The organism is Saccharopolyspora pogona (assembly GCF_014697215.1).
In the GTDB taxonomy this organism is placed as follows: Bacteria; Actinomycetota; Actinomycetes; order Mycobacteriales; family Pseudonocardiaceae; genus Saccharopolyspora; species Saccharopolyspora hattusasensis.
Genome location: NZ_CP031142.1, coordinates 9,403,066 through 9,427,972 on the forward strand (window position 1 = coordinate 9,403,066; position 24,907 = coordinate 9,427,972).

Annotated in this window: 3 protein-coding genes and 1 pseudogene; 2 read left to right on the forward strand and 2 right to left on the reverse strand. The window is 64.8% G+C overall.

Annotation, left to right across the window (positions count from 1 at the left end):
• Positions 1 to 523 precede the first annotated feature (523 nt).
• Together DL519_RS44010 and DL519_RS48145 are read left to right on the forward strand one after the other, a co-directional pair.
• On the forward strand, positions 524 to 21,934 hold the full coding sequence (locus DL519_RS44010) for a protein-glutamine glutaminase family protein (RefSeq protein ID WP_190823645.1): 21,411 nt from the start codon (positions 524 to 526) through the stop codon (positions 21,932 to 21,934).
• 1,170 nt (positions 21,935 to 23,104) lie between these two features.
• A pseudogene (locus DL519_RS48145) lies at positions 23,105 to 23,260 on the forward strand (helix-turn-helix domain-containing protein); the annotation flags it as partial.
• A 39-nt stretch (positions 23,261 to 23,299) separates the two neighbouring features.
• Here DL519_RS48145 and DL519_RS44015 read toward each other — a convergent pair.
• Positions 23,300 to 24,340, reverse strand: coding sequence for an IS630 family transposase (locus tag DL519_RS44015; RefSeq protein WP_190813440.1), 1,041 nt, complete (start codon positions 24,338 to 24,340; stop codon positions 23,300 to 23,302).
• 156 nt (positions 24,341 to 24,496) lie between these two features.
• Positions 24,497 to 24,826 (reverse strand): recombinase family protein, encoded by a 330-nt coding sequence (locus DL519_RS50675; protein WP_397545030.1) that lies wholly within the window; start codon positions 24,824 to 24,826, stop codon positions 24,497 to 24,499.
• Positions 24,827 to 24,907: the final 81 nt, after the last annotated feature.

Here is a 24,907-nt window from a genome sequence, read left to right on the forward strand (position 1 = left end):
CCTCGGTCAGTTGCTCATCGGAAATCCTGGGCATCCGCCCTGCGCGAACAGCACCCTCCGGCGCCTCGCGGCCACCGGCCGACCACGCCTGGTGCCGCTTCGGTGCGGTCTGCTGCGAGACGCCCAACGCCAAGGCCGCATCGACCTGCCGTTCACCGCGATCGGACATCTCCACAGCCCGCAGCCGGCGTTCCCGCAAAGCCTGGAAATCCCGTCTAGCGGCTCCAGTTCTGCTCTCACGAGCCTGCTTGCTCGTCGACGGTGAGAACTTCGGCACCCCGCGATCATCCAGCCCACAGCACAAACCATGCGCAACGACACGCCCTATAACCGGAAGATCATTAATTGTGGGAGGAGTGATTTGGTTCGGGTGCCGGGTGGCTGAAGCTACCCGGCTATCGGTTTTTTGTGTGTTACCGCCCTGGTCGATCGATGTGCTGGCATTCAGTGGGGTGGGCAGGTTGATGTTTGTGTTCGTTGTTGCTGCCTTGGGTTGTGGCGGCGTTGGGGTGGGGTGGTGGTGATGTTTTCGTCGATCATGGTGCCGGAGGGGGTGCGGCGGCTTTTTCAGGTGTTGACGGGTGAGGATATGACGGATGCGGATGAGGGTGGGTTGTTCGCGGTGGCGGATGCGTTGGAGTCGGGTGCGGTGGGGGTGGGAGAGGTAGGGGGTTTTGTGGCGGAGTTGGTGGGGAAGGTGCGGACGGAGTTTTCGGGGAAGGCGGCGGACCGGTTCGCGGGGGGTTTGGAGGTTTTCGATGGGTTGCTGGCCTCGGGTGAGGGGGCGTTGCGGGAGTTGGCGGTGTTCGTGCGGGATCTGGCGCGGCAGGTGCGGTATTTGAAGTTGGTGACGATTTATGGTTTGGAATTGTTGTTGTTGGAGATGGCGTGGGCGGTGGCGATGGCGGGGGCGACCGGTGGTGCGTCGATGGCGTGGCTGGCGGCGCGGATGGCGGTGATGCGGTTTTTGTTGTCGCGGTGGTGGGGTCAGTTGTTCATGCGGTTGGCGATGGCGGCGGCCGGTGGTGTGGCGTTCAACGTGCTGCCGGATCTGCAGGCCCAGTTGCAGATGCTGGGTGAGAAGTCGGGTGAGAAGTGGGACGGGAAGCTCAGCGAGCAGGCGGCGGGAATGGGGGCGTTTTCGGCGTTGGTGTCGCTGCCGTTGTCGGCGGTAGGCGGTCTGGTCAGTAACGCGTTGACGAAGGTGCTGGTGCGGGGGCTGGGCGATGAGGTGGATAAGGCGATTCTGGAGGCGGCGGTGAGGCGGGCGGTGGCCGAGCATGCGGAGTTGTATCCGGTGTCGGCGATGGCGCGCTTCGCGGATGTGGTGGCGAAGCATCTGGATGTTTATGCGGGGATGTCGGTGCGGGGCATGTGGTTGGCACGGTTCGGGCATGGCGTGGGGGAGGCGTTGGAGAACGCGTTGTCGGAGTTGTTCGGGGAGGTGGGGTATCTGGCGGCCACGGGTCAGGAGGTGACGTGGAACCCGTTCTCGGTGACGGCGGGTGTGTTCGAGTCGGTGTTCAGTGGTGTGGGGAATCTGGCGGGGTTGGTGTTGCGGGGCAAGCTGGTGCCGGAAGGCCCGAGCCCGTACCTCGACGACACCAGCCACGGTCGGGACAGTGATAGTGGTGATGCGGTGGGTGGGGAGAAGACCCCGCTGCTGGAGAACGCTTCCGGGTCGCAGACAGGTGAGGTTCCTGGCTCCCCGGGCAGTGTGTTCACCGCCTCCGACGCCTCCGACGCCTCCGACGGATCGGATGGATCGGATGCCTCCTCGGATGTGGATTCTGTTTTCTCGGCCGGGTCGGTGGATTCGGATGCGGTGTCGGTGCTTTCCGGTGGGGTTCCGGTGGTGTCGGGTTCGGTTCCGGCTCCTGATGGCGTGGTCGGTAAGGACGGTGTGTTCGACCCATCCGGCACCTCGGATGTGTCTGATGTGGACCCTGGTTTCCCGGTGCCGGGCACCGGGAAGGTGGACTCGGACGCGATGTCGGTGCCCTCCGGCAAAGACCCCGTGGTGTCCGCTGTTGTAGACAGCAAGGACGGCACGCACAGCAAGGACGGCACGCACAGCACGGACGGTGCGTACGGCAAGGACGGCGCGGGCAGGACGGGCGGCGCGGGCAGGACGGGCGGGGACGCGACCGGTGGTGTTCCGGTGGTGCCGGGTTCCGGGCGGGACCGGCCGGGTACGCCGCTGCCGGCATATTCGTATGAGACACCGGGTTCTGGTCCGGACAGGCCGGTGACGCCGCCTCCGCCGTACAGTCCGGTTGCCGGTGGCGATCAGCGCGTTCCCGGCGATCAGCGCGTGCCCGGTGATCGGGCTGTGCCTGGCGGGTCTGGTGTGGACGGTCGCGGTGGGTCCGGGGACGGGCCGGTGGATGTGGTGGCATCGCAGACGCCGGATTCGGTGGGGGAGAGGTCGCCGGCGGGTATCCCGCATGGTTCTGGTGTGCCTTCGGATGCGGCGCTACCGGAGACTGTCACACCCGGGCCTGGGGCTGGGGTGGTGGCGGATCTGGATGGTGCTGTGTCGCCGGGGCATGTGTCCTCGGTGGATGGTTTGACCGGCCAGGGTGGGTCTTCTGGTGTGGATTCGGTTGCGGGGCGTGGGGATTCGCATCGTCTGGATGCTGCGGTGTCGTCGGATTCGGCGGTGTTGCCGGCGGATACGGGGTCGCAGGCGGTGCCGTCTCTGCAGCAGGACCCGGTGGCGGTACTGCCTGCGGGCCTGCCGGCGGACGCGGTGCGGGTGCCGGTGCCGGCGAGTGTGGTTGCCGGTGGCGGGTTGGTGGGGTTCGTGCGGGATGGTGTTGCGGGCTCTGCGGGCGGTCCTGTGGTGCTGGTCGCCCACGGTGGTGCGGGTGCGGGTGTGGTGGTGTCGTTGGGTCAGGGTTCGGCTCTGGCGCGGGGCCTGGGGCGGAATGTTGTCGCGGTGGCGCCGGGGCCGGAGGGGCGCGGGTCGCGGTGGACGGTGTTCGCGGCGGATGGTTCTCGTCCCAGGCCGGTGGGCGGGCCCGGTGTTGTGGTGCCGGCCGGGGGACGCGAGGAGTTGTCCGGTCTGGCGGAGGCCTCGGCAGCGGTCCCGGTCGCCGGTGAGAAGACGGTGGCCCCGGACGAGACACCGGCCGCCCAGACGACCTCGGTGGTCGGGGAGGTACAGCCCGCGGCAACGGCCACGTCCGGGGCGGACATGACGCGGGATACCGGTGGGATACCGGTGGAGAAGTGGTCGCCGTCGGATTTGGGCCGCGAGATCGCCCGGGCGAAGCACGAGGGCTGGTCGGATGATGACAAGACGGCGGCGGCGCGGATTGTGCAGGGCACGCATGACGTCCGGCGGTTGGCTCGTGGGGATGCTGCCGTGTCGCTGCGGGATGTGGTGGCGCTGGTCGCGGCCAAGTACCACGAGCTCGGCCGGGATCACGAGGACCAGGTGGTGGAGTTTTCCCGGGCGTTGGCGGACGGGCTCCGTATGCGGGGCAGCGGGCTGAGTGTCCGGGCCGGAGCGGGACCGGAGGATCAGGCAGCGAGACGATCAGGGAAGTCTTCTGCGGCAGCCGAGCTGACGTCGGGATCTTCGTCGGATGCTGTGCAGCCCTTTGCGGGGGGAGCACACGCGGCCCGGGTGATCAAGACGGGCAGGCCAGGACCAAGCCAGACCGACACGCCTAAGGAAAAGAAGACAACGTGGAATCAAAAAGACCGGCAGAGGCGGATCCGTAATAAGGCGGAGCGGCGTGCGCGGATGGAGCAGTTGCAGGCGTCGCTGAAGAACGCTAGGGCTGCCCAGGCTTCGTTGGAGACGTCGCCGGGGTGGGATGGGGCCGTGCAGGCGGGGTCGGATGCGGGGTTGCGGAGGCAGTGGGAGGCGCTGCAGCGGGATATAGAGACGGCGCAGGAGGAGTTCGACGAGATTGAGGCGCAGGATAAGTGGTTGCGCCAACAGGACACGGCACGCCAGAGTGCGTATCAAAGAAGGAAGAAGGCTGCGAAGCAGCACGTTGCAAAATCGTCTGCTGGGGAAGGGCCCTCGTCTGGTGGTGGATCCGCTGCGGCGGATTGGAGTTCGGGCCAAAGTGGCGGGCCTTCACAGTCAGATGCTGCGGTACCGGTGGATGAAGCCGCGGGTGGTGCCAAGCACCAGACGGAGCGAGAGGAGCGGGCTGAGCTGATTGAGGAAGGGCGGGTGAGGCTGGAGGAGCTGGAGGCTCGGAAGGCGGCGTTGGAGGCGTCGTTGCAGGGGCGGGCGTTCGATCCGGTTCGGGATGCGATTTTGGAGGCGCTGCGGGAGCGTATCGCGACCGTGAAGGAGGAGCGGTCCATGCGGGCCGCGGAACAGTTGGCCGTTGCTGCCGCGATGGTGCGCGGGGTCGATGGTGATCCAGCGCCGAGCGTTACTTCTCGGATAAGCGCGATAAGGCGGGAATTCGCGGAGGCCGATCAAGCGTTGCGGCAGTTGGCCTTCTACCAAGGTCAAGATGTCGTGGGCGGTTTGTACGCTGCCGCGGTCGTCGTCTTGGGGCCTCTCGGGGAGTCCCGGCCGTTCCGGGATGTGATGGCACGCGAGTTGATGAAACCGCGGGCTGATCAGCAGGTGCAGGAGTTGCGGTGGAAACTGATCTGTTACCTGGCTGGTGACCTGAGTGGCCGTGCGGATTCGGGTACTGCCGACAACTTGCGTCCCGCCACGGCGACCCCGGCGCCTGGAAACAATCGATCTGAAGCACAGCAGATTTATCGGCAGCGCGTGGCGGTTGGCAAGGCGCTTAGTGGTTTGCGGAACAATACTGCTGTCAACCAGGTGCTGCGAAACGAGGCGTCTGAGGAGGCGCTTCGCGGGTATTACACCACCGCCGGTTTGGGGGCTCGGTTCAAGAGATCTGAGGATTGGGGTCACAGTGTTTTTAGGGTTGTCAAGAAGCAGCTGACCTCCAATTTGGATGCTGCGGTGAGGTCTCTGCGGCAGATTTTGGCGGAGGCGGAGGTGGACGCTGACGTACAGAACACATATGAAGACCTGATCGAGAAGTGGTTGAATCTAAATGGGGTGCATGTCAGAACGATCGGTCGTCGGGTAGCGGAAGCTGCCGCTGCTGTTCAGGATTTGCGGGTGCGGCGCCGGAATAACGCGATATTGAAAATGCAGCAGATTTACGAGACAGCAGACAGCGGGTTATGGCAGTGGCAAGCTCTGCATGGTCCAGGTCCGGTGGACCGCGCGTTCGCTGACGTAGACCGGCACTTCGGGCGAATGCAGGATGATCAATTGCGGAATGCGGTCGCGCATCGGCTGCTGACGAATGGGGATGATAGCGAGGATGCTCGTAGAGAGGATGCTCGGGCGTTTCTGGACCAACTGCATCGTCTGAGCCACCTGGCGATGGCGGTGAGTGCGGGCGCGGGGCCGGAGCCGGGTGGGGACATGCGGTCCGCTGGCGTTCCGGGGTCGGAGACCGTGGAGGCTACGCGGTCGGATTCCGCTGAGGTTGTGGTGGGCGACACGGAGAGCGATGACACCGATCGCTTCTTGAGGGAGGAGCGGGATGAGTTGCTGGCGCGGCTTCGTCGCTCGGGGACTTCGGACGAAGACACGGAGCCGTCCGGGGGCCCAATACCCGCCGCGGAGGTGCAGCAGCCGCAGGCGCCGGCTGGTGCGAACGACGTGGGTGGACCGTCACGACTGGAAATCAACCAGCACGCGCGGTCCGGTGACGTGGCGATCGGCGGTGTGTCGGGATCTTTGTCGGATTCTGACGGATCGGAGTCCAGGAGTTCGGGGCGTGGGGCGCGAGATGGCGGCGACAGGTCGGCGGCTGATGGCGCGTCGGAGATCTCGCAGGAGCGGGAGTCGGATTCGGATGAGTTGGACTCGGCGGGCTTTGGTGCGGTGGCTGAGCCGAGCAATGGTCCGGAGGTTGTCGAGGAAAGTCGCGTGGATGGTGCGTCGGGATCGATGGATGTGGACCGTGCGGAAGAGGCTAATGTTCGTCGTCTGTTCGACGCGGTTCGACGCCACGATCGGGGTGTTGGCGAGAGCGTGACGATCGATGATGTGCGGCGGATGGTGCGGGACTTCAACCCTGCTGACGAACGTCCGGTGTCCGATGCGGACGTGCAGACACTGGTGACGTTCGTCGATTCCGCGAGGGATCGTCGGGGTGAGGTCACCTTCGAAACCTTGCGGAGTGCTTGGCACGCTCAGACGGCCCTTGTCGAAATCCCCGGCCGTGCGGCGTTGCGTGAACTGGAGTCCGTTGCCAGCCGGTTGCCGGACGAGGTTTTGCGGGATTACGTCCAGGAGCAGATTAGGACGCCTTGGCGGCCAACCGACGATTCTCGAGTGGCCAGGTTGCGTGATCTCCGGGTGGCCGGCGAATGGCTGATCCAGGAGTTCGGAGCCGATGCGAGCGATCCTGTCGTAGCCGCGCTGCTGGCGTTGACGGGGGAGCACGGTGGCGGACGCGCTGTGGCCGAAGCGGTTGGCGTGGCTTCACGGTATGAGCCATCGGATCGGCATCACCTGGGCGACGTTGTGTCCTTGGGCGACGTTGTGCAAAGGGATTGGGAGCGGTTGACCAACGTTGCGCGGTTGGCGGTGGACAGAGATGGCGGCCGGCTGACTCTGGATCAGTTGCGGCAGGCCGCGGGCATTGATCAGCATGCGATTCCGCTCGATGCGGAAACACCGCGTGGTTTGGGATTGTCGCACCCGGTGCACTTGGGTGAAGACACGGCGTCCGAGGAAACGATGTCCGCCGCGGAGTCTGCTGTGGATGGTGCTGCTGTCTCGGCTCAGAGCGACGCGGTTTCACAGGGGGCCTCGGGGGAGCGGGAGTCCGATTCGGATGAGTTGGACTCGGCTGGCTTTGGTGCGGTGGCTGAGCCGAGCGATGGTCCGGAGGATGTCGAGGAAAGTCGCGTGGATGGTGCGTCGGGTTCGATTGATGTGGACCGTGCGGAAGAGGCGTGGGGCGTGGTGGAGTATTACGCGGATACCGCGGGTGGTCGGGCTGAGTTGGCCGACGTGATCGGGTTGCATCATCAGGAGCGCGGCTTCCGGCGGTTCGGTTCGCGGTGGGTGCCCGATTATGAGCAGCGTTTGGTCAACATCGCCCGGCTGACGTTGGACGTGTTTGACAGTGCCCCGCTTGAAGGTGCGCGTCCTATCTCGGACTTGCGTAATGTTCGTCGTCTGTTCGACGCGGTACGACGCCACGATCGGGGTGTTGGCGAGAGCGTGACGATCGATCATGTGCGGCAGATGGTGCGGGACTTCAACCCGGTTGACGAACGTCCGGTGTCCGATGCAGACGTGCAGACACTGGTGACGCTCACCCAATCCGCGAAGGATCGTTGGCGTGAGGCCACCTTCGAAACCTTGCGGCGTGTTTGGCACGCTCAGACGGCCCCTGTGGAAATTCCCGGCCGTGTGGCGCTGCGTGCTCTGGAGTCCATTGCCGGCCGGTTGACGGCCAATCGTGTGCAGCTGGAGGCGAACAACCGGGAGGGCTTGCTGGCTCGCGTCGATGTTTTCCTGGATAACGTCCGGGTGGAGATAAGGACGCCTTGGCGGCCGACCGACCGTTCTCGTCTGACCTCGTTGGATGATCTCCAGGTCACCGGTGAATGGCTGGTCCAGGAGGCGAGCGCCGGTGTGGGCGATCCTGCCGTAGCCGTGCTGGTGGAGTTGGCGCAGGAGCACGGTGGCGGACGCGCTGTGGCCGAAGCGGTTGGCGTGGATTCACGGTATGGGGCACGGGATCGGCAGAACCTGCGCGACACTGTGAATCGGGTGTGGGCGCGGTTGGCCAACGTTGCGCGGTTGGCGATAGACAGGGATGGTGACCGGCCGACTCTGGATCAGTTGCGGCAGGCCGCTGACATTGATCGGCTCAGGCCGTACTTGCAGATGTTGCGGGTGCGGGGTGCGGATGACCGGCTCGGTCCGATGCCTGCCGATCTGGACGAAGCGGGGTTGGCCGGGTATCTGCGGTCGGTGGTTCAGTTGTGGGCGGAGCGTCTCGGTCCGGAGGATCGTTTCGGGGGTGCTGCTGTGCGTGCGGTGACTGATGACGATGTGCGTCATCTGGCCGATCTGATGATGTCGGAGGCGCGTGAGGGAGCGGTGTCGTGGGAGAGCCTGGAGCGGGCCTGGAATTCTGAGCTTGACGCGGTGGCTGATCGTGGCGAGAGCGAGTTGTCGGCGTTGCGGGATGCTGTGGCGCGGATGACGGAGGATTTCGCGCCGTTGCCGAGTTGGTACCGGCAGGATCTCCGGGAACTGGCCGGCCAGATGGCGTGGGTTGCTGGTGTGCAGGTCGCGTGGCGGCCGGCGGATGCGCTGGTGGTGGATCGGCTGGAGCAACTCCACACCCGCGCTGTGGCGCTGGCCGAGGAGGTTATGGAGGCGCGTGAGGCGTTGATGCTGTCCGACGAGCTGGTCCTGCGGTTCGGCCGCGACGCGCCCGGCGTGGATGGGCATGGTGAGTTGCGTGCCGCTGATCGGCGTCGGATCGTTCGTCTTAGCGCGTTGGCGGCGGTGCTTGCCGATGTCCGCATTGCCGAGGATCTGGAGGTGGCGGATGTGCGGTACGCCCGGGAGGTGGCCCGTGCGTTGACGGAAGCCATTCCGGGCCTGGGTGAGACGGGGGTGGCCCCGGGCAGCCTGCGGGGTGTTGTTCGTGACTTCCTCGGCCTGCCCGCTGGCGCTCCGGTGTCTCATGAGGACGTCCGAAGCGTCGCGGCGCATTTCGTTGCCGTTCGGTCGGGACCCGAGATGTTGCGGGAAGTTGGTTCGCGCTGGGTGTCGGACCGGATCAATTCGGTGCTGTCCGGGCTGTGGAGTGCCTATGACCGGATTGCCGCGCTTTTGGCGGAGTTGCCGGGCGAGGACCGGCCGGGATTGCGGGTGGTGATAGCGGAGGCCGCGCCTTACCGGGGACCGGCGAACGTGCGCTGGGCTTTGGAGGACGGGCGCCATGTGCTGCATTTGGAAGCGCTGCAGTCGGGTCTGGAATCCCTCGCGCGCGATGTGTCGCTGGGGGATCCGGACGCAAATAGTCCATTGAGGACGATGGTTCGGGGCGTCGGGTTGCCGGAGTTGCTCGGCGAGGCGCCCAGGGTTTCGGTGGTCGGCACCGATGACAGCGGTGCCGGCGGGGCCTCTGAGCAGGGTGCGGCATTCGATCTGCATGGTCTTGTCGGTGTTTTCCAGAGCGTGCTGCGGCAGGAGCCCCGTGCGGTTCCGGTTCCGGCTGGCTTGTTCGTGCGGTCCGGGCTTTCCGACGATGGTCTTCTTCTTGGCGCTGCGCAGCGGATATCGTCTCGACGTGACCGGTTTGTGGTGGTGGTGCGTGGTGATGGTCTTGGTGGGGTGATGGTAGATGGGCAGTCGGCGGATGCGCGCACCCTGGCCGATGTGATCCGCCGGTCGCCCAACTGGGATCCGGACGCTGGGGCGTCGGTGGTGTTGTTCGGTTGTGTGTTGTCGGCGGCGTTCGTGAACGAGGTGAAGGAGTTACTGAATTCGCGGGTGCGGCATGGTGTGGATGGGTTGACGTGGATTGGGCCAGGCACTGGTGATTTCGTCGCGATGGTGACCACGCTGGTGACGGCGGATGGTGTGTTGCGGCCGCTGGTGCCGCCCAACGGCAGGTGGCTGGAGCGCATTCCTGGGGTCGATGAGCCGGTGGAGCATGGGCCGTATGCGATTCCGCTCGATGAGGAAACACCGAGTGGGTTGGGATTGCCGCACCCGGTGCACCTGCGCGCCCCGGTGGGCGAACGGGCTGCCGTGCCGGAGGAGGAGGTGGATCCGTTTGAGGACATGCTGCAGCGATTCTGGGAGGAGGCGGATCGACTCCGTGCGGAGCCGTTGTCTTTTCCTGGTGGTGAGGAGTTGGTGGCGGGGCTTGCTCGGCCGTTCGCGCGGGAGGGTGGGGACGGTTGGGAGGGGCTGGCGGGGGAGGTCGGGCTGGTTGTTGGGGCGGATGATTTCCGGGAGGCTTTGAGGTCTCTGGCGGAGTTGGCGTGGGATGTCGGTTTCGATGGGGGCGAGTCGTCCGCGGTGGATGTGCCGCGGATGCGACAGCTCAAGATGTTGATCGATGCCGGTTTCGATGACGGCAAGGTGGGTGCTGCTTTTTATGACCGGTCGGTTGGCGATCTGCGGGGGCTGGTGGCTGATCTGGCGGAGCCGGTGTTCAACCGTGTGACGGGTCAGCACGAGCCTCCGAGGCCGGAGGATGTGTCGGAAGAGGAGGTTCGTCACTGGATCGAGCGGATGAGCGTGGTGATCCATCTTGGTGAGGTCGGCGCGGATTTGGTGGGCGGCAGGCGCGGGTTGCCGGTCATACGGCTGGCGAGGCAGTTGTATGGCGCGACACCAGACAAGACAACGTTCGACGACCTGACGTGGTTGGCCGGTCAGCTTGATCCCGTGGCGTCGAATATTTCGTGGGGGTCCCTTACCAGCATGATGGCGGGTTTCGACGGCCGAGCCGGTAGGAATGCGTCTCCTTCGGAAGTGCGTGACTTTGTGGGGCTGGCGGGGAGGGCGCGAGAGGTCTTTGGTCGGCTGGGTTCCGTTCAAGCCGATGCCGATGCCGATGCCGATGGGGGTCAGCGGGTCAGTCCGGTGCAGGCGTTGGAGGCGATGTGGAACGCCGATCAGCCTTGGCGGCGAATGAGGGACAGGCTGGCCGAGCTCGAGGTGACCGCGCGTGGCAAACACGACGAACAGACGGCGGAGTGGGCCCGGGGAGTGCTGGCTGGGTTCGGGGACGCTCGGTCTGTGGTGGTCAGGGAGCCGGCGGAGTTGCAGGCGCATCTGAACGCTGTTGTCCTGCCGTCGTTCGTGACGGGCATTGCTGAGCGATTTGAGGGCGGCTGGAGCGGTGTTGCGGCGGAGATCGGGCTTGGGGACGGGACCGAGCTGTCGGCTGATTACCGGCAGTCCCTGGAGAACTTGGCGGGCTTGTACTGGGAGATAGCTCCGGATCTTTTCGGATTTGACCCGGCTTTGCTGTGGATGCGGCGGGTTCGGGTGTTGATCGATGCTGGTTTCGGGGACGGCGGGGAGGGTGCTGTCTTCTATAAGCGGACGATGGGTGAGCTGCAGAGCCTGGCGGCCGATGCGTACGGGCCGGAGTTGAACCCTCAGACCGGACAGCAGGAGCTTCGGCCGCCCGGGGATGTGTACGTCGACGAGATTCGTTACTGGCTCAAGCTGATGGACGTAGTGCACGACCTTGGCGGTTACCACGAGCTCGTCGACGCGATCGGCGCGGATTTGGTGGGTGGTAGGCGGCTGTTCCCGGTCATACGGCTGGCAAAGGATTTGTACATCGAGACGCCGGATGTGGAAACGTTCCATAGCCTGGCGTGGTTGGCCAACCAGCTTGATGCCGATTCGTCGACCATTTCGTTGCAGTCATCCCTTACCAACATGGTTGCTGGCTTCGAAGGCCGATCCGCTTGGGACGTCGGCTCTTTGGAAGTGCGTGACCTGGTGTCGTTGGTGGGGAGGGCGCGAAAGGACCGTGGTCAGGTCGACGGCGATCCGAAGAAGGCGTTGAAGACGATGTGGAACGCCGACAAGCGTTGGCGGCGAATGGGGGACAGGCTGGCCGAGCTCGAGAGGACCGCGCGTTACGACCAGACGGCGGAGTGGGCCCGGAAGTTGCTGGCTGGGCTCGAGGACGCTCGGTCTGTGGTGGTCAGGGAGCCGGCGGAGTCGCAGGCGCGCCTGAACGCCGTTGTCCTGGCACCGTTCATGACAAGGATTGCTCAGCGGTTTGAGGGCGGCTGGAGCGAGCTTGCGGCGGAGGTAGGGGTCGGGGACGGAGCTGGTTTGCCGGATGATGCCCGGCAGTCCTTGGTGAATCTGGCGGGGTTGTACTGGGAGGTAGATCCGGATCTTTTCGGCTTTGACGAGGCTCAGCTGTGGATGCGTCGGATCCGGGTGTTGATCGATGCCGGCTTCGAAGACGGTAGAGAGGGTGCCGACTGCTACGCCAGGACGGTTGACGATCTTTGGAGCTCGGTGGCCGATCTGTGGGTCCCGGTGTTCAACCCTTACACCGGACAGGACGAGGCTCGGCAATCCATGGGGTTCAAGGTGTTTCGTCGCTGGCTCAGGCGGATGGATCTGGTGCACGATCTTGGTGGTGTCGGCAGGGTTGTCGGTGAGGTCGGCGCGGATTTGGTGGGTGGTAGGCGGCTGTTCCCGGTTGTACGGCTGGCAGAGCAGTTGCATAGGCGGCTGGCAGAGCAGTTGCACGACGAGACGGCGGACGTGGACATGTTCCACGGTCTGGCGTGGTTGGCCAACCAGCTTGATCCCGTGTCGTCGAACATTTCGTTGGGGTACCTCACCAACGTGTTTGCGGGCATCGAAGGCCAAGCCGGTGACTATTCCCTTTCGGACGTGCACCGCTTGGCGTTGTTGGCGGGGAGGGCGCAAGAGTTTCTTGGTCAGGTCGACGGCGATCGGAAGGGAGCGTTGGAGGCGATTTGGAAGGCCGACAGGCGTTGGGAAAGGACGGCGAACCGGCTGAAAGAGATCGAGGCAATTGCGCTCGACGAGAGTGAGGACCAGACGGCGGAGTGGGCCATGGGATTGCTGTTCGACTTCGAGGCCGAATGGTCTGTGGTGGTCAGGGAGCCGGCGGAGTCGCAGGCGCGCCTGAACGCCTTTGTCCTGACTCCGTTCGTGACGAGGATTGCTGAGCGGTTTGGGCGTGGCCGGAGCGGGCTTGCGGCGGAGATAGGGCTGGGGGACGGGACTGGTCTGCCGGCTGATTTCGAGCAGTCCCTGGAGAATTTGGCGGAGTTGTACTGGGAGGTAGATCCGGATCTGTCCAGATTTGACGAGGCTCCGCTGTGGATGCGGCGGCTCCGGGTGTTGATCGATGCCGGCTTCGATGTCGGCAGGGAGGGTGCAGCCTCTTATACCCAGACGATTGATGATCTTCGGAGGCTGGTGGCCGATCTGCCGGGGGTCAATCGTCAGACCGGACAGGACGAGCCTCGGTCGCCCGGGACTGTGGGGGGCTGGGAGATTCGTCGCTGGCTAGAGCGGATGGATCTTGTGCACGACCTTGGTTACCGCAAGCTCGTCGGTGAGATCGGCGCGGATTTGGTGGGCGGTAGGCGGCTGTTCCCGGTCATACAAAGGGCAAACCAGTTGTACGGCGAGCGGCCGGGGATCGGGACGCTGCGCGACGTGGCGCGGGACCTGCGGGTTGCGGAGGCACGGGAGTCGCTGCAGCAGCACAGGGCTCGGAAGGCGGAGTTGGAGCAGCGCCTGGCTCCGGCTGAGTCTGAGCCGGAGGTATTGACGTCGGGTTCGATATGGACTTTGTTGCCGACTCCTGACGCTGTGCGGGCGGAGATCGAGGAGTTGGCGGGGCGTATCGAGGCCGAGCAGGGGGTGTTGGAGGGGTTGGTGAGCGACGCACGGCAGGAGAGGGAGCAGGACGACGCAGTCCCGCGTGGGCGGAAGAGAACGGCTTCGAAGCTGACGGGGGGCGCGGAATCGTCTGGTGCGGGGGCGTCTTCGTCTGCTGGCGCGGGTTTGCGGGGGCCTGGGTTGGCTGGGGTTTCGGGCGCTGGTGTGGAGGGGCTGGGCGTGGCGGGTGGGTCGGTGCCGGGGGTGGAGGTGATTCGGGCGGGGATTGTCGCGTCGGATGTGGGTGAGGATGTTCGTGTTGCTGTGCGGGAGTTGCCGTTGCGGGATGGCCGGTTTGTGGTGGCGGTGCGTGGTGATGGTGAGGGTGGCGTGGTGGTGGATGGGCGGTCGGTGGATGCGCGCACATTGGCTGGGGTGATTCGGCGGTCGCCGAACTGGGATCCGGATGCTGTGGTGTGGCTGTATGCGTGTGGGGTCTCCGAGGCGTTTGCGCGGGCGTTGGATGAGGAGTTGGGGTCTGGGGTTCGCTGGACGCGGGACATGGTGTGGTTCGGTCCGGGTACCGGTGGGTTCGCTTCGATGGTTTCCGGCGCGTACGTGGCTGATGGTGGTCGGTTGCTTCCCTTTTTGCCGCCCCGGGGCAGGTGGGAGTCGACTCGGCCGGAGGGCGATGGGCGACCAGAGGTGGACCCGTATGACCTTCCCTTGCCGGAAGGGCAGCGCGGGTTGAGTCCCGACTGGGTGCACCTGCGTGCGCCGGCGGGTGGACGGGCTGCCGTGCCGCATGAGCAGGCGCTTGAGGACCTGGAGCCTGGAGCAGGAATTCGGGGAGAGGTGGATCCGGTTGAGGACATGCTGCAGGGATTCCGGCGGGAAGTGCATCGACTCCGCGCGGAGGTGCCGCTGCCTCCTCCTAGTGGTGAGGAGTTGGTGGCGGGGCTTGTCGCGCGGGAGGGCATCGATGGTTGGGAGGGGCTGGCGCGGAAGATCGGGCTGGAAGTTGGGGCGGACGAATTCCGGCAGGCTTTGAGGTCTCTGGCGGAATTGGCGTGGGAAATCGGATCCGATAACGACCAGTCGGCCGAGGTGGACATGCCGCGGATGCGACAGCTCCGGACGCTGATCGACGCCGGTTTCGAAGACGACAGGGAGGGTGCTTCCTTTTATGACCGGTCGGTTGGCGATCTTTGGGGTCTGGCGGCTGATCTGGCGGAGCCGGTGTTCAACCGTGTGACGGAACAGCACGAGCGTCCGCAGCCGGAGGGTCTGCCGGACGATGAGATTCGTCACTGGCTCGAGCGGATGGACGTGGTGCACGTCCTCAATGGTCTCGGCGCGGTTGTCGGTGAGATCGGCGCGGATTTGGTGGGCGGCAGGCGGCTGTTGCCGGTCATACGGCTGGCAGAGCAGTTGCACGGCAAGCGGCCTGAGATGGAGACGCTGCGCGTCCTGGCGTGGTTGGCCGATCAGCTTGATCCCGTGTCGTCGAACATTTCGCGGTTGTCCCTTGCCAGCATGATTGCGGGTTTCGGCGGCCGCACCGGTTGGTACGCCGTCTCTCGTTCGGAGTTGCTCGACTTGGTGGGGTTGGCGGGGAGGGTGCGAGAGGTTTTTGGTCGGCTGGATTCCGTTCAAGCCGATGCCGATGCCGATGCCGATCAGTGGGTCAGTCCGGTGCAGGCGTTGGAGGCGATGTGGAAGGCCGATCAGCCTTGGCGGCGAATGGGGGACAGGCTGGCCGAGCTCGAGAAGACCGCGCGTGACGAACGGATGGCGGAGTGGGCCCGGGGGTTGCTGGTTAAGTTCGGGGACGCTCGGTCTGTGGTGGTCAGGGAGCCGGGGGAGTCGCAGGCGCGCCTGAATGCTGTTGTGAATGCTGTTGTGCTGCCTTCGTTCCTGGCAAGGATTGCTGAGCGGTTTGGGGGTGGCTGGAGCGGTGTTGCGGCGGAGATAGGGCTTGGGGACGGGACTGATCTGCCGGCTGATTTCGAGCAGTCCCTGCTGAATTTGGCAGGGTTGTACTGGGAGATAGATCCGGATCTTTTCGGATTTGACCAGGCTTTGCTGTGGATGCGGCGGGTCCGGGTGTTGATCGATGCCGGTTTCGCCGACGGCAGGGAGGATGCCGCCTTCTACGCCCGGACGTTTGACAATCTCCGGAGCCTGGTGGCGGATCTGCCGGTGTTCGACAGTCGGCGGGGACAGCGGGCGCCCGGGGCTGTGGGGGTCGAGGAGATTCGTCGCTGGCTCGAGGTGATGGATCTTGTGGACGATTTTGGTGGTGTCGGCAGGGTTGTCGACGCGATCGGCGCGGATTTGGTGGGTGGTAGGCGGCTGTTCCCGGTCATACGGCTGGCAAAGGAGTTGTACATCGAGACGCCGGATGTGGAAACGTTCCATAGCCTGGCGTGGTTGGCCAACCAGCTTGATCCCGTGTCGTCGAACATTTCGCGGGCGTCCCTTGTCCGCATGGCGGCGGATTTCGAAGGCCGAGCCAATGGGGGCGCCTTCTCTTCGGAGGTGCGTCGCTTTGTGGAGTTGGCGGGGAGGGCGCGAGACTTTCTTGGTGGGGTCGACGGCGATCTGGAGAAGGCGTTGGAGGCGATTTGGAAGGCCGACAGGCGTTGGGAAAGGACGGCGGACAGGCTGACCGTGATCGGGGAAATTGCGTTCGACGAGGATGACGACCAGAGGGCGGAGTGGGCCACGGGATTGCTGTTCGACCTCGAGGACGAATGGCCTGCGGTGGTCAGGGAGCCGGCGGAGTCGCAGGCGCGCCTGAACGCCGTTGTCCTGACTCCATTCATGACAAAGATTGCTGAGGGGGCTGAGGGCGGCTGGAGCGGGCTTGCGGCGGAGGTAGGGGTCGGGGACGGAGCTGGTTTGCCGGATGATGCCCGGCAGTCCTTGGTGAATTTGGCGGGGTTGTACTGGGAGATAGATCCGCATCTGTCCGGATTTGACGAGGCTCCGCTGTGGATGCGGCGGATCCGGGTGTTGATCGACGCCGGTTTCGATGACAGCCGCGGCAGTGCCGCCTTCTACGCCCTGGGGTTTGACGATCTGCGGAGCCTGGTGGCCGATGTGTCCGGGCCGGTGGTCAACCCTCAGACCGGACAGCAGGAGCCCCAGCCCCCCGGTGAGGTGGGACTCGACGAGATTCGTCACTGGCTCGAGCGGATGGACGTGGTGCACAACGTTGGTGGTTACCACGCGCTCGTTAATGGGATTGACGAGGATTTGGTGAGCCGCAGGCGGCTGTTCCCAGTCATACGGCTGGCAAAGCAGTTGTATCGCGGGATGGAGGACATGGACACGCTGCATGCCCTGGCGTGGTTGGCCAACCAGCTTGATCCCGAGTCGTCGAACATTTCGTTTGGGTCCCTAGCCGGCATGGTGGCGGGTTTCGAAGGTCGATCCGGTGGGCAGGCCACCCGTTTGGACTTGTTTGACCTGGTGGATTTGGCGGGGATGGCGCGGGAGGTCCTTGCGGACGACGGCGATCCGGCGCAGGCGTTGGCGGCGATGTGGACGAACGGCCCGGAGCAGGCTTTGGAGGCGATGTGGAACGCCGACAGGTATTGGTGGCGAATGAACGACAGGCTGACCGCGCTCGAGGACACCGCGGACGAACAGACGGCGGAGTGGGCCACGGGATTGCTGTTCGAGCTCGATGGCGAACGGTCTGTGGTGGTCGTGGAGCCGGCGGAGTCGCTAGCGCGACTGAACGACGTGGTCCTGCCTTCGTTGGTGACGAGGATTGCTGTGCGGTTCAACCCGGATGGCAGCGATGGTTGGGAGGGGCTGGCGCGGGAGATCGGGCTTGGAGACGGGACTGGTCTGCCGGCTGATTACCCGCAGTCCCTGACGGATTTGGCGGGGTTGTACTGGGAGATAGATCCGGATCTTGGCAGGTTTGACGAGGCTTCGCTGTGGATGCGGCGGATTCGGACGTTGATCGATGCCGGTTTCGGGGACGGCCGCGGACGTGCTGACTTTTATGCCCGGCCGGTTGACCATCTTCGGATCCTGGTCGCCGAGCTGCCGGGGCCGGTGTCCAACTCTTCGGCCGGACCGCAGGAACCCCGGTCGCCCGGGACTGTGGAGATCGACGAGATTCGTCGCTGGCTCGAGCTGATGGACGTGGTGCACGGCCTTGGCCAGCGGCCCAGGATGGAGACGCTGCATGACCTGGCGCGGTTGGCGCACGAACTCGATCCCGAGTCGTCGCACGTCGATTTGGATAGTCTTTCCGACTCCGTCAGGAATTCCCTTGAACGCGACTACGGTATCCGCTTCGAGGAAGCGGACATGCGTCACTTGGTGTCGTTGGCGGGCGCGACTAGCCGGCTTGACGGGCGGCTGGACTCTGTCTCGCCGGGGGGTGTGCATCGCACGCCGGTGAGGTTCGAGATCCTGGGGTCGACGGAAAGCGTCGAGTACACGGCGTGGACGCGGTCGCCGTCCTACGCGGCTGCGGAGGGTGGTAAGACGCTGGTGGTGCTGGGGCATGGCGATGTGGTTGTGTCTCTTGATGTAATCGCCCAGATGCAGGGGCGTAGTAGTGCGGATGTGTTGGCGCGGGTCCATCTTCCTGGTCGGGGGCCGAGGTGGGTGGTGTGCCGTGTGGATGCCAGTGGGCGGCGTCGGCCGCGGTTGGTGAACGAACCGATGGCGGAGTTGGCTGGTGTGCCGTGGGTGGAGCCGCTGCTGTTTTTTGCCTCTGGTGACAGTGAGCAGGCTGCGCGCGTGGCGGGGTTGGTGCGGGGGTTGGCGCGGGGGTTGCGGGGTGTGCAGGTGGTGGCTGTGCATGTCACGGAGGATGGGAGTGCGGAGTTGCTGGATGGCCGGAGGGTCACGCCTGAGGACTTCGCCGAGGAAATGTGGAAGAACGAGCATTTTGTGCCTGGTTTCCCGTTGGCGTTCGTGGGTTGTGGCGCGTTCCGGCAGCCGGAGGGTGGGGCTTCGTTCGCCGACCGGGTTGCGGAGGCGTTGGGTACGACGGCGGACTGGGGGACTGATGGTGATGTGTGGCTGACCGAGGATGGTTCGTTTCACGCTACGAAAACGGTGGTGATGCCCGACGGTCGCATGCTGCCGACGTTCGTTGGTGGTAAGGGGACCGGTCACTGGTACCGCCGTGATTCGGGTGAGGGCTTGGTCGAGCACGGTCCGGAGTTGCGGGCGGCGTTCAACGGCTGGGCCGAGCCGCGTTATGCAGAGGGGGCACACCCCGCCCCGTTGATCAGGTGGGCAGCCACGCCAGGACCAAACCGAACGGAGACGCCTGAGGAAGATCCGGCACGGGAGGCAACGAACGCAATGGTTGCCCGGGTTACTGGCGGGTTGAGTGTGCCGGATCGGCTTTCCAGGTCGAGCGACGAGGACGGGGTGGCTGAGAGCCCAGGGCCTGACGGTGGTGCTGTCTCGGCGGAGAGCGGCGCTGTTTCGCAGGATGGTGTCGCTGCCTCCGTGACGGACAGACCGCAGGACGAAGGTGCAGCCGTCGAGCGGACCGTGCCACATCGCGAGGTGGATGATTTTGAGGCTCGGTGGGCCGGCTATTTGGCTGCCAATGGAGAGCTCGGTGATCAAGTTGGATTGCGGGCGGCGGCGGCCGTGCAGCAGTGGATGGGTGAGCGTCCGGAGGGGGTTTCGGGTCGGGGGCCGTTGCTCGACGAGCAAGAACGTCTGTGGGATTCGATCACCCGTGCGGTGAGGCTGGAGATCGCGCGCCGTGTCGAATTCAACGGCTTGATCAATGCACTTCGGAATGACTTTGCTGAGCGGACTGATACCGCGGTGGAGCGGTGGGCGGAGCGGATCGGCGAGGCTGCGAATCGGGTGGAGCAGTGGGAGGCGTCCGCTGACCCGGCGTCCGTCAGGATCGTCCACGGAGTGGCGGCGGCGATGCTGGAGCTGATGCCGCAGGCGGAGCCGGGCACGGTGGATAACAACGTGCACGACGCAATTCGCTTAGTGCTGACCGAACTGCTGACGGGTGTGGGGGAGACACGGGAGATAGCGGATGGTCGCGACATCGCGGAGTTGATGAATGCGCTTTATGGCGACTTTGCGGCACTGCTTGATATTCCATCAACAGATCCTTCGTGGCGGCGTAGTCGGGCGAAGACCGCTTCGTGGTTCGATCCCGAGCCGGTTCCCTTGCGACGCGACCAGTGGGAGAATCTGCGGCAGGCTAAGCCGGACTTCTCGGTTCAGTCCGAATTGCGGGAAGTGGCGGGTTACACCACCCCAAGGTTTATCGTAGCCATTGAGCAGTTGGTGCGATACGACGTGCGGCGGATCAAGGTGGAGGGGCGTTGGGTTCAGGAGTACACCCTCAAATTTTTCCTGGAAACCGACTCGCCTATGGGGTCCATCGATCGCGCGACGTGCGTCGAGAAGGTAGGCGCTGCGGCTGATCTGTATTTCAACCAGGGTTACCGGTTTCCGTCGGGCGAGCAGTTCCATGTGCGGGTCGAGTTCCCGGACGATCAGGAAAACGCGCACCAGACGATCTCCCAGGACAGCAGCATGCAGGCAAGCCTGCTGAAGTACACGGACCTCGTCGGTTCCGACGCGCAGCTCGCCTGGACCTTGGGGCTTGGCCTGGGAATTCTGGATGAAACCCCGCAACAGCGTTGGCCCGGGCAGGATGGGCGGCCTGTGTTCCATCGGGACGACATGCCGGTGTCCAAGAACCAGCGGATCGCGATACCGCGCCGGAACCGGGTGTATGGCGACGAAAGCGTGATGTGGTCGGGTAGTCGTGGCGGTCGGCTGTTGCCGCGGCATCTGGCGCAGCTGGAAGAGAGCACGCGCGCGTACGGGTTCCGCCCGGGGGCAGCGGATGCGGGTTCGCCGACGCTTGCCGCCATCCGGCCGGAGGATTTCGGGTCGGTGGCGCAGTGGCGGGCTCGAACGTTGGACAAGCTGTTGTCGCAGAAGGACATTGATGTCGACTCGGTAATGGATGCGTTGCGCTCGGTGCGGGGAAAGCGGGTCGCAGTCAAGGGACTGTACCGGGCGTTCCAGGCACATACCGGTCGGGAGCTGGATTCGGCGTTGGCCGATGTCCTCGGCGAGGAGGATGCCGCGTATGCGGCACAGTTGTTGCGAATACAGCCTGATTCCCCTGACACCGGTGACCCCGAGCCGCCGTTTACCTCGGTGCCGCCGGAACTCGGCTACAAGCCGCACCACCGGCGGGATGTGTTCGAATATGCGGCTGCGGTTCGTGGGCACGTGTCCACAGGTTTGGGGACGTCCGATCCTGTAGTGCGGGAGCAGTCTTTCGAGGCCGCGATGCGCCTGATGCGTGTGCTGGACCGTGAGCTACGCAAGATTTGGGCAGTGCAACTGGCTTACACGACCCAGTTCGGCTCGGACTTGCGAACAGACTTGATCCAGCTGCGGAGTGATTATCACGAAGCGATCGGGAACGTCTTGGGTGACGTCATTTCGCGGCCCACTTCGATGGAGCAGATAATCGAGTGGCACCGGAAGCTGAAGAACACCACATTCGAAAACTATTCCCTTGGCAGGACGCCGGTTCGTTATGATCACCCCGAAGACGGCTGCTGGCTCCGAGCGCACGCCTGGGTGATGGACCTGGCGCGAATGGGCGCCTCTCCGATGAAGATCTTCGTTGCCCGCGACAAGCCCAAGCTGAGCTTTTATTCCCCATATGCAGAAGATGCGTTGCCGGGCAAGCCCGCGAAAGTGGAATTTCTATATCACGTCGCGCCGATCGTCGCGGAGCATACCGATTCCGGGCCGAGGTTGTGGGTGCTCGACTGGAGCATCAGTGCCAACAGCGACGATCACGATGCGCGTCCGCTGACGATGGAAGAGTGGCTCGGTCAGATGGGTGTCGACGCCGGTGACAAAGAGTCCGTTACGTTGTATGCCGGTACGGCGGAACAGATACATCAGCAGTACATCGACGACTGCAGAACCAGGCCGTCGGTCAGATATCCCAACGGGAAGGTGTATCCCCGAGGCCGGGCTATCGTCTTGCTCGCGCACCCGCACTCTTTTGCGCTTCCGAATCCAGCGAAACCGAAGGAAATCCCGAGGGATCTTTCTGAAGCCGATACTTGGTTTCGGGATTGGGAAAGCGACCTCATCGAGATGAACCGCACGGCCGAGCGGCGTGCCAGGCAGCGCCTGGAGGAGGCGTCGGGTGTGTCCGCCGCGAATGGTTCTCGTCCCAGGCCGGTGGGCGGGCCCGGTGCTCCGGTTCCGGCCGGTCTGGCGGACTCTTCGGGTGCTGTTCCGGCTTCCGGTCCGCAGGAGGTGGCCCCGGAGGCGACATCGCCGCGGGCGGCCTCGGCGGCCGAGGGCCCGCAGTCTGCAGCCGCTACACGCGATGGCGGGGCGGGCACGCGGGATACCGGTGGGCAGTCGGTGGATGCGGACGCGATCGAACCGGCGCCCCCGCTGCCGGCGTCAGGGCAGCGAGCGGTTCCCGAAGGCGATCTGCCTTCGCCGAAGGCCGGGACGGCCTGACGTCGCCTGCGGGGGTGCTGGTGGCGCGGGGTTGGATGGGTAAGTTGGTGTCGCTGCAGGACATCGTGGAAGCGGCGGACAGCGTTCCGTATCCGGCGGGGATGCCGCCGGAGACCGTGGTGGGAGCGCGGCGTGCGCAGGATCACCTCGCCCGAGTCAACAGGCTTAGCGATGAGGGAGACAAGCGCGATAATCCGGTTTTCGTGGCGTTGAGCCGTTTGGTGACCTATGAAGCGGAATGGATGGAGCAGGCCGGGGCGGCTACGAGGGAGCGCCGTAACTGGGGGCTCGTGGGGTATGCCCGCGATCTGAGTGTCATCACCGGCACTTTGCGGGAGGGATGGAGTATCCGATCCGGGCTTGCCGGCGGGGCGGGACCGGCACAGTTGTCCGATGTGGATTCTCCTGGGGTGCCCTTCGGTGAGCTGATGCCGTTGAGGTCTCCGGTGGATGGGTGGGCGGGGTCTGAGCTGCGTGGCGGGGAGGGGGGCGTTGCCGGATGTGGTGGATGGCCGGAGTGTGGTGCTGGGCGCGGGGGAGTTGGCGGGGGTTTCTGAGGAGGGGCGCGCGGCGCTGGACGCTTTCGTGGCAGCGACGGGAGTGGCTGCGCGGCCGAGGCTGGCCGATGTTGTTGATGGTCACAATGTCGTGGCGTTCCTGCGGATGCTGAACTGGTGGGGTGTTGCGGACCATGCGCTGGTGGTGAAGAAGCGGAAAACGACGTGGAGAACCCGCACGTGGTCGTCGGATCCGGAAGTCCTGTTGGAGGAGGGTACTGACGCCTGGTATGTGATGGGCGAGTACGCGCAAGGGGAGAGTCCGGGTAGCGCCATGCGGCCGGAGGACTTGTGGGACCCGCTGACCCAGGGGCCGCGGCTTCGTAGACGCCGTAGCCGTGGCAGTCGTGGGACATGCGTGCAGCGTGGCCAAACGCGACAGCGGATTCGAGTGAGTCGAAGAAGAACCATCGTCCGAAGCTCACCGCGTAGCCGCGACGGATGATGTGATCTGGATCCCGTAAGCACAATTCGGCAGTTTACGAGCGGGCGTCGCTGTGTTGTCTCGGCTGATGCTTGACACACCGGTCTCAGCTGATGCTTGACGTTGGGCTGATCGGCTTCGCTGATCGCCGTCCTATATGGACTGCGATCGGAGGCCAGATTGGATCTGGTGAATTTGTCTGTTGTCGAGCAGCGATACCGCGCGGTTCTGGCGGTCGAGCGCGATGAACCCAAAAACGTCGTCGCGGCCCAGTTCGGGGTCTCCCGGCAGACACTGCATACGTGGCTGACCCGGTACCGGCAGGACGGCCTGGCTGGGTTGCTGGACCGCTCGCATATTGATCCGGGTGGCAAATGTGTGATGTTAGGCGGCGTAGCGAACTTCGGGTTTGCCGAAGTAGGAGCGAACTCGGTCGGGCAGCTTCTGGAGCCGGTGGAGGAAGGAGCGGACCGCTTGTTTCAACTCGGCGCGGGTTTTGGGGGCTGTGCTGGTGGAAACGGTGCGTTTGAGGTCGGCATTGAGTAGCTCGTCGGGGTTGAGTTCGGGGCTGTATCCCGGCAGGAAGTGCATCGCGATCGCCTCAGCGTGCTTGGTGATCCATTGCTGGATAGTCTTGCGGCGGTGGACGGGGTGTCCGTCAACGATCAGGTGGACCTTGCGGTCCAGATGGCGGGTCAGCCGGTCCAGGAAGGACAGGAACACCTTGCCGTTGAACGAGCCGGTGTAGACGGTGAAGTACAGCTCGCCTTTGTTCCCGATCGCGCACATCGCGTTCACGCTGAATCGTTTGCCCGTTTTGCCCACCGCCGGTGTCTGGCCCGCCGGTGCCCAGGTGCGGGCTACGGTGGCGTCGGAGCGGATCCCGGTCTGGTCCAGCCACAGGATCAGTGCGCCCTCGCGGCGGGCGCGGGCGGCGATGGCCAGGTAGTCCTCCTCCAGCCATCGGCGTACGGACTCGGGGTCCTGTTCGTAGGCCTTGCGGATCGGTTTCTGCGGCGACAATCCCCAGGAACGCAGGTAGTTGCCGACGGTGCGCAGGTTCAACACGATGCCGTGGCGCACCCGGATCAGCTCGGCCACTGTCTTGCGGGTCCACACCAGGCCGGTCAGCCCGAACGTGGCCGGGGTGTGCTCGGCCACCGCATACCGCAGCTTGCGCTGCCGGCGGGCACTCAACGCTTTCTGCTCGCCGGGCTTGCGACCCCGGCGACGCCCGGTGAGACCCTTCGAGCCACGTTTCCGCCACGCCTGCACCCATCTGGACACCGACTGCGGGGCCACCGCGAACACCCGGGCCGCCTCGACCTGACTCATCCCACCATGAACAGCAGCGACCACCCTGCGCCGCAAATCCTCCTGCGCCTCAGGCGACAACCTCCGCGCGTCCCGCACACCAGCGATCATGCCAGAACAACGAAGATCACACCTATAAGTTCCCGATCAATAAGCCGGATTCGTGCCCGCATCAGGCATCACCGCAGGTCGAGGCCGAGGTGTGCGAGATACGGCGGGGACACCCTCGCTGGGGCCCGCGGCGCATTGCTCACGAGCTGGCCCGCGTCACCCCGCAGACACCTTGGTCCCGTCGCGCGCCACGGTCTGGCGCATCCTGCGCCGGCATGGGCTGATCGAGCTAGGCGCGCGGCGACGCACACGGTCTGACCTCCGCAACTTCGTGCGGGTTCCATTCGGTCCCGAACCGACCTCGGTGACCGTCGCGTCCAGTGAAATCCCGCGCGTGCCGTACTCCTCAACCACACAACCAACTTGGCGGGTGAGGTCGTCTTTCTGGTCAGCGCTGGACACCCGGTAGTAAGCCACCGTACGACCATCCCGAATCTTGGGCGGGTCCACGAGGATCGTGCCGGTCGGAAGCTGACGAGCGGGCACGTCTTACCAGAAACGATTCACGGGCTCATTGGTCGGCTCTGGGCCTTGGTGTCGGAGCGAGACCGATGCCCCTTTTCTTCT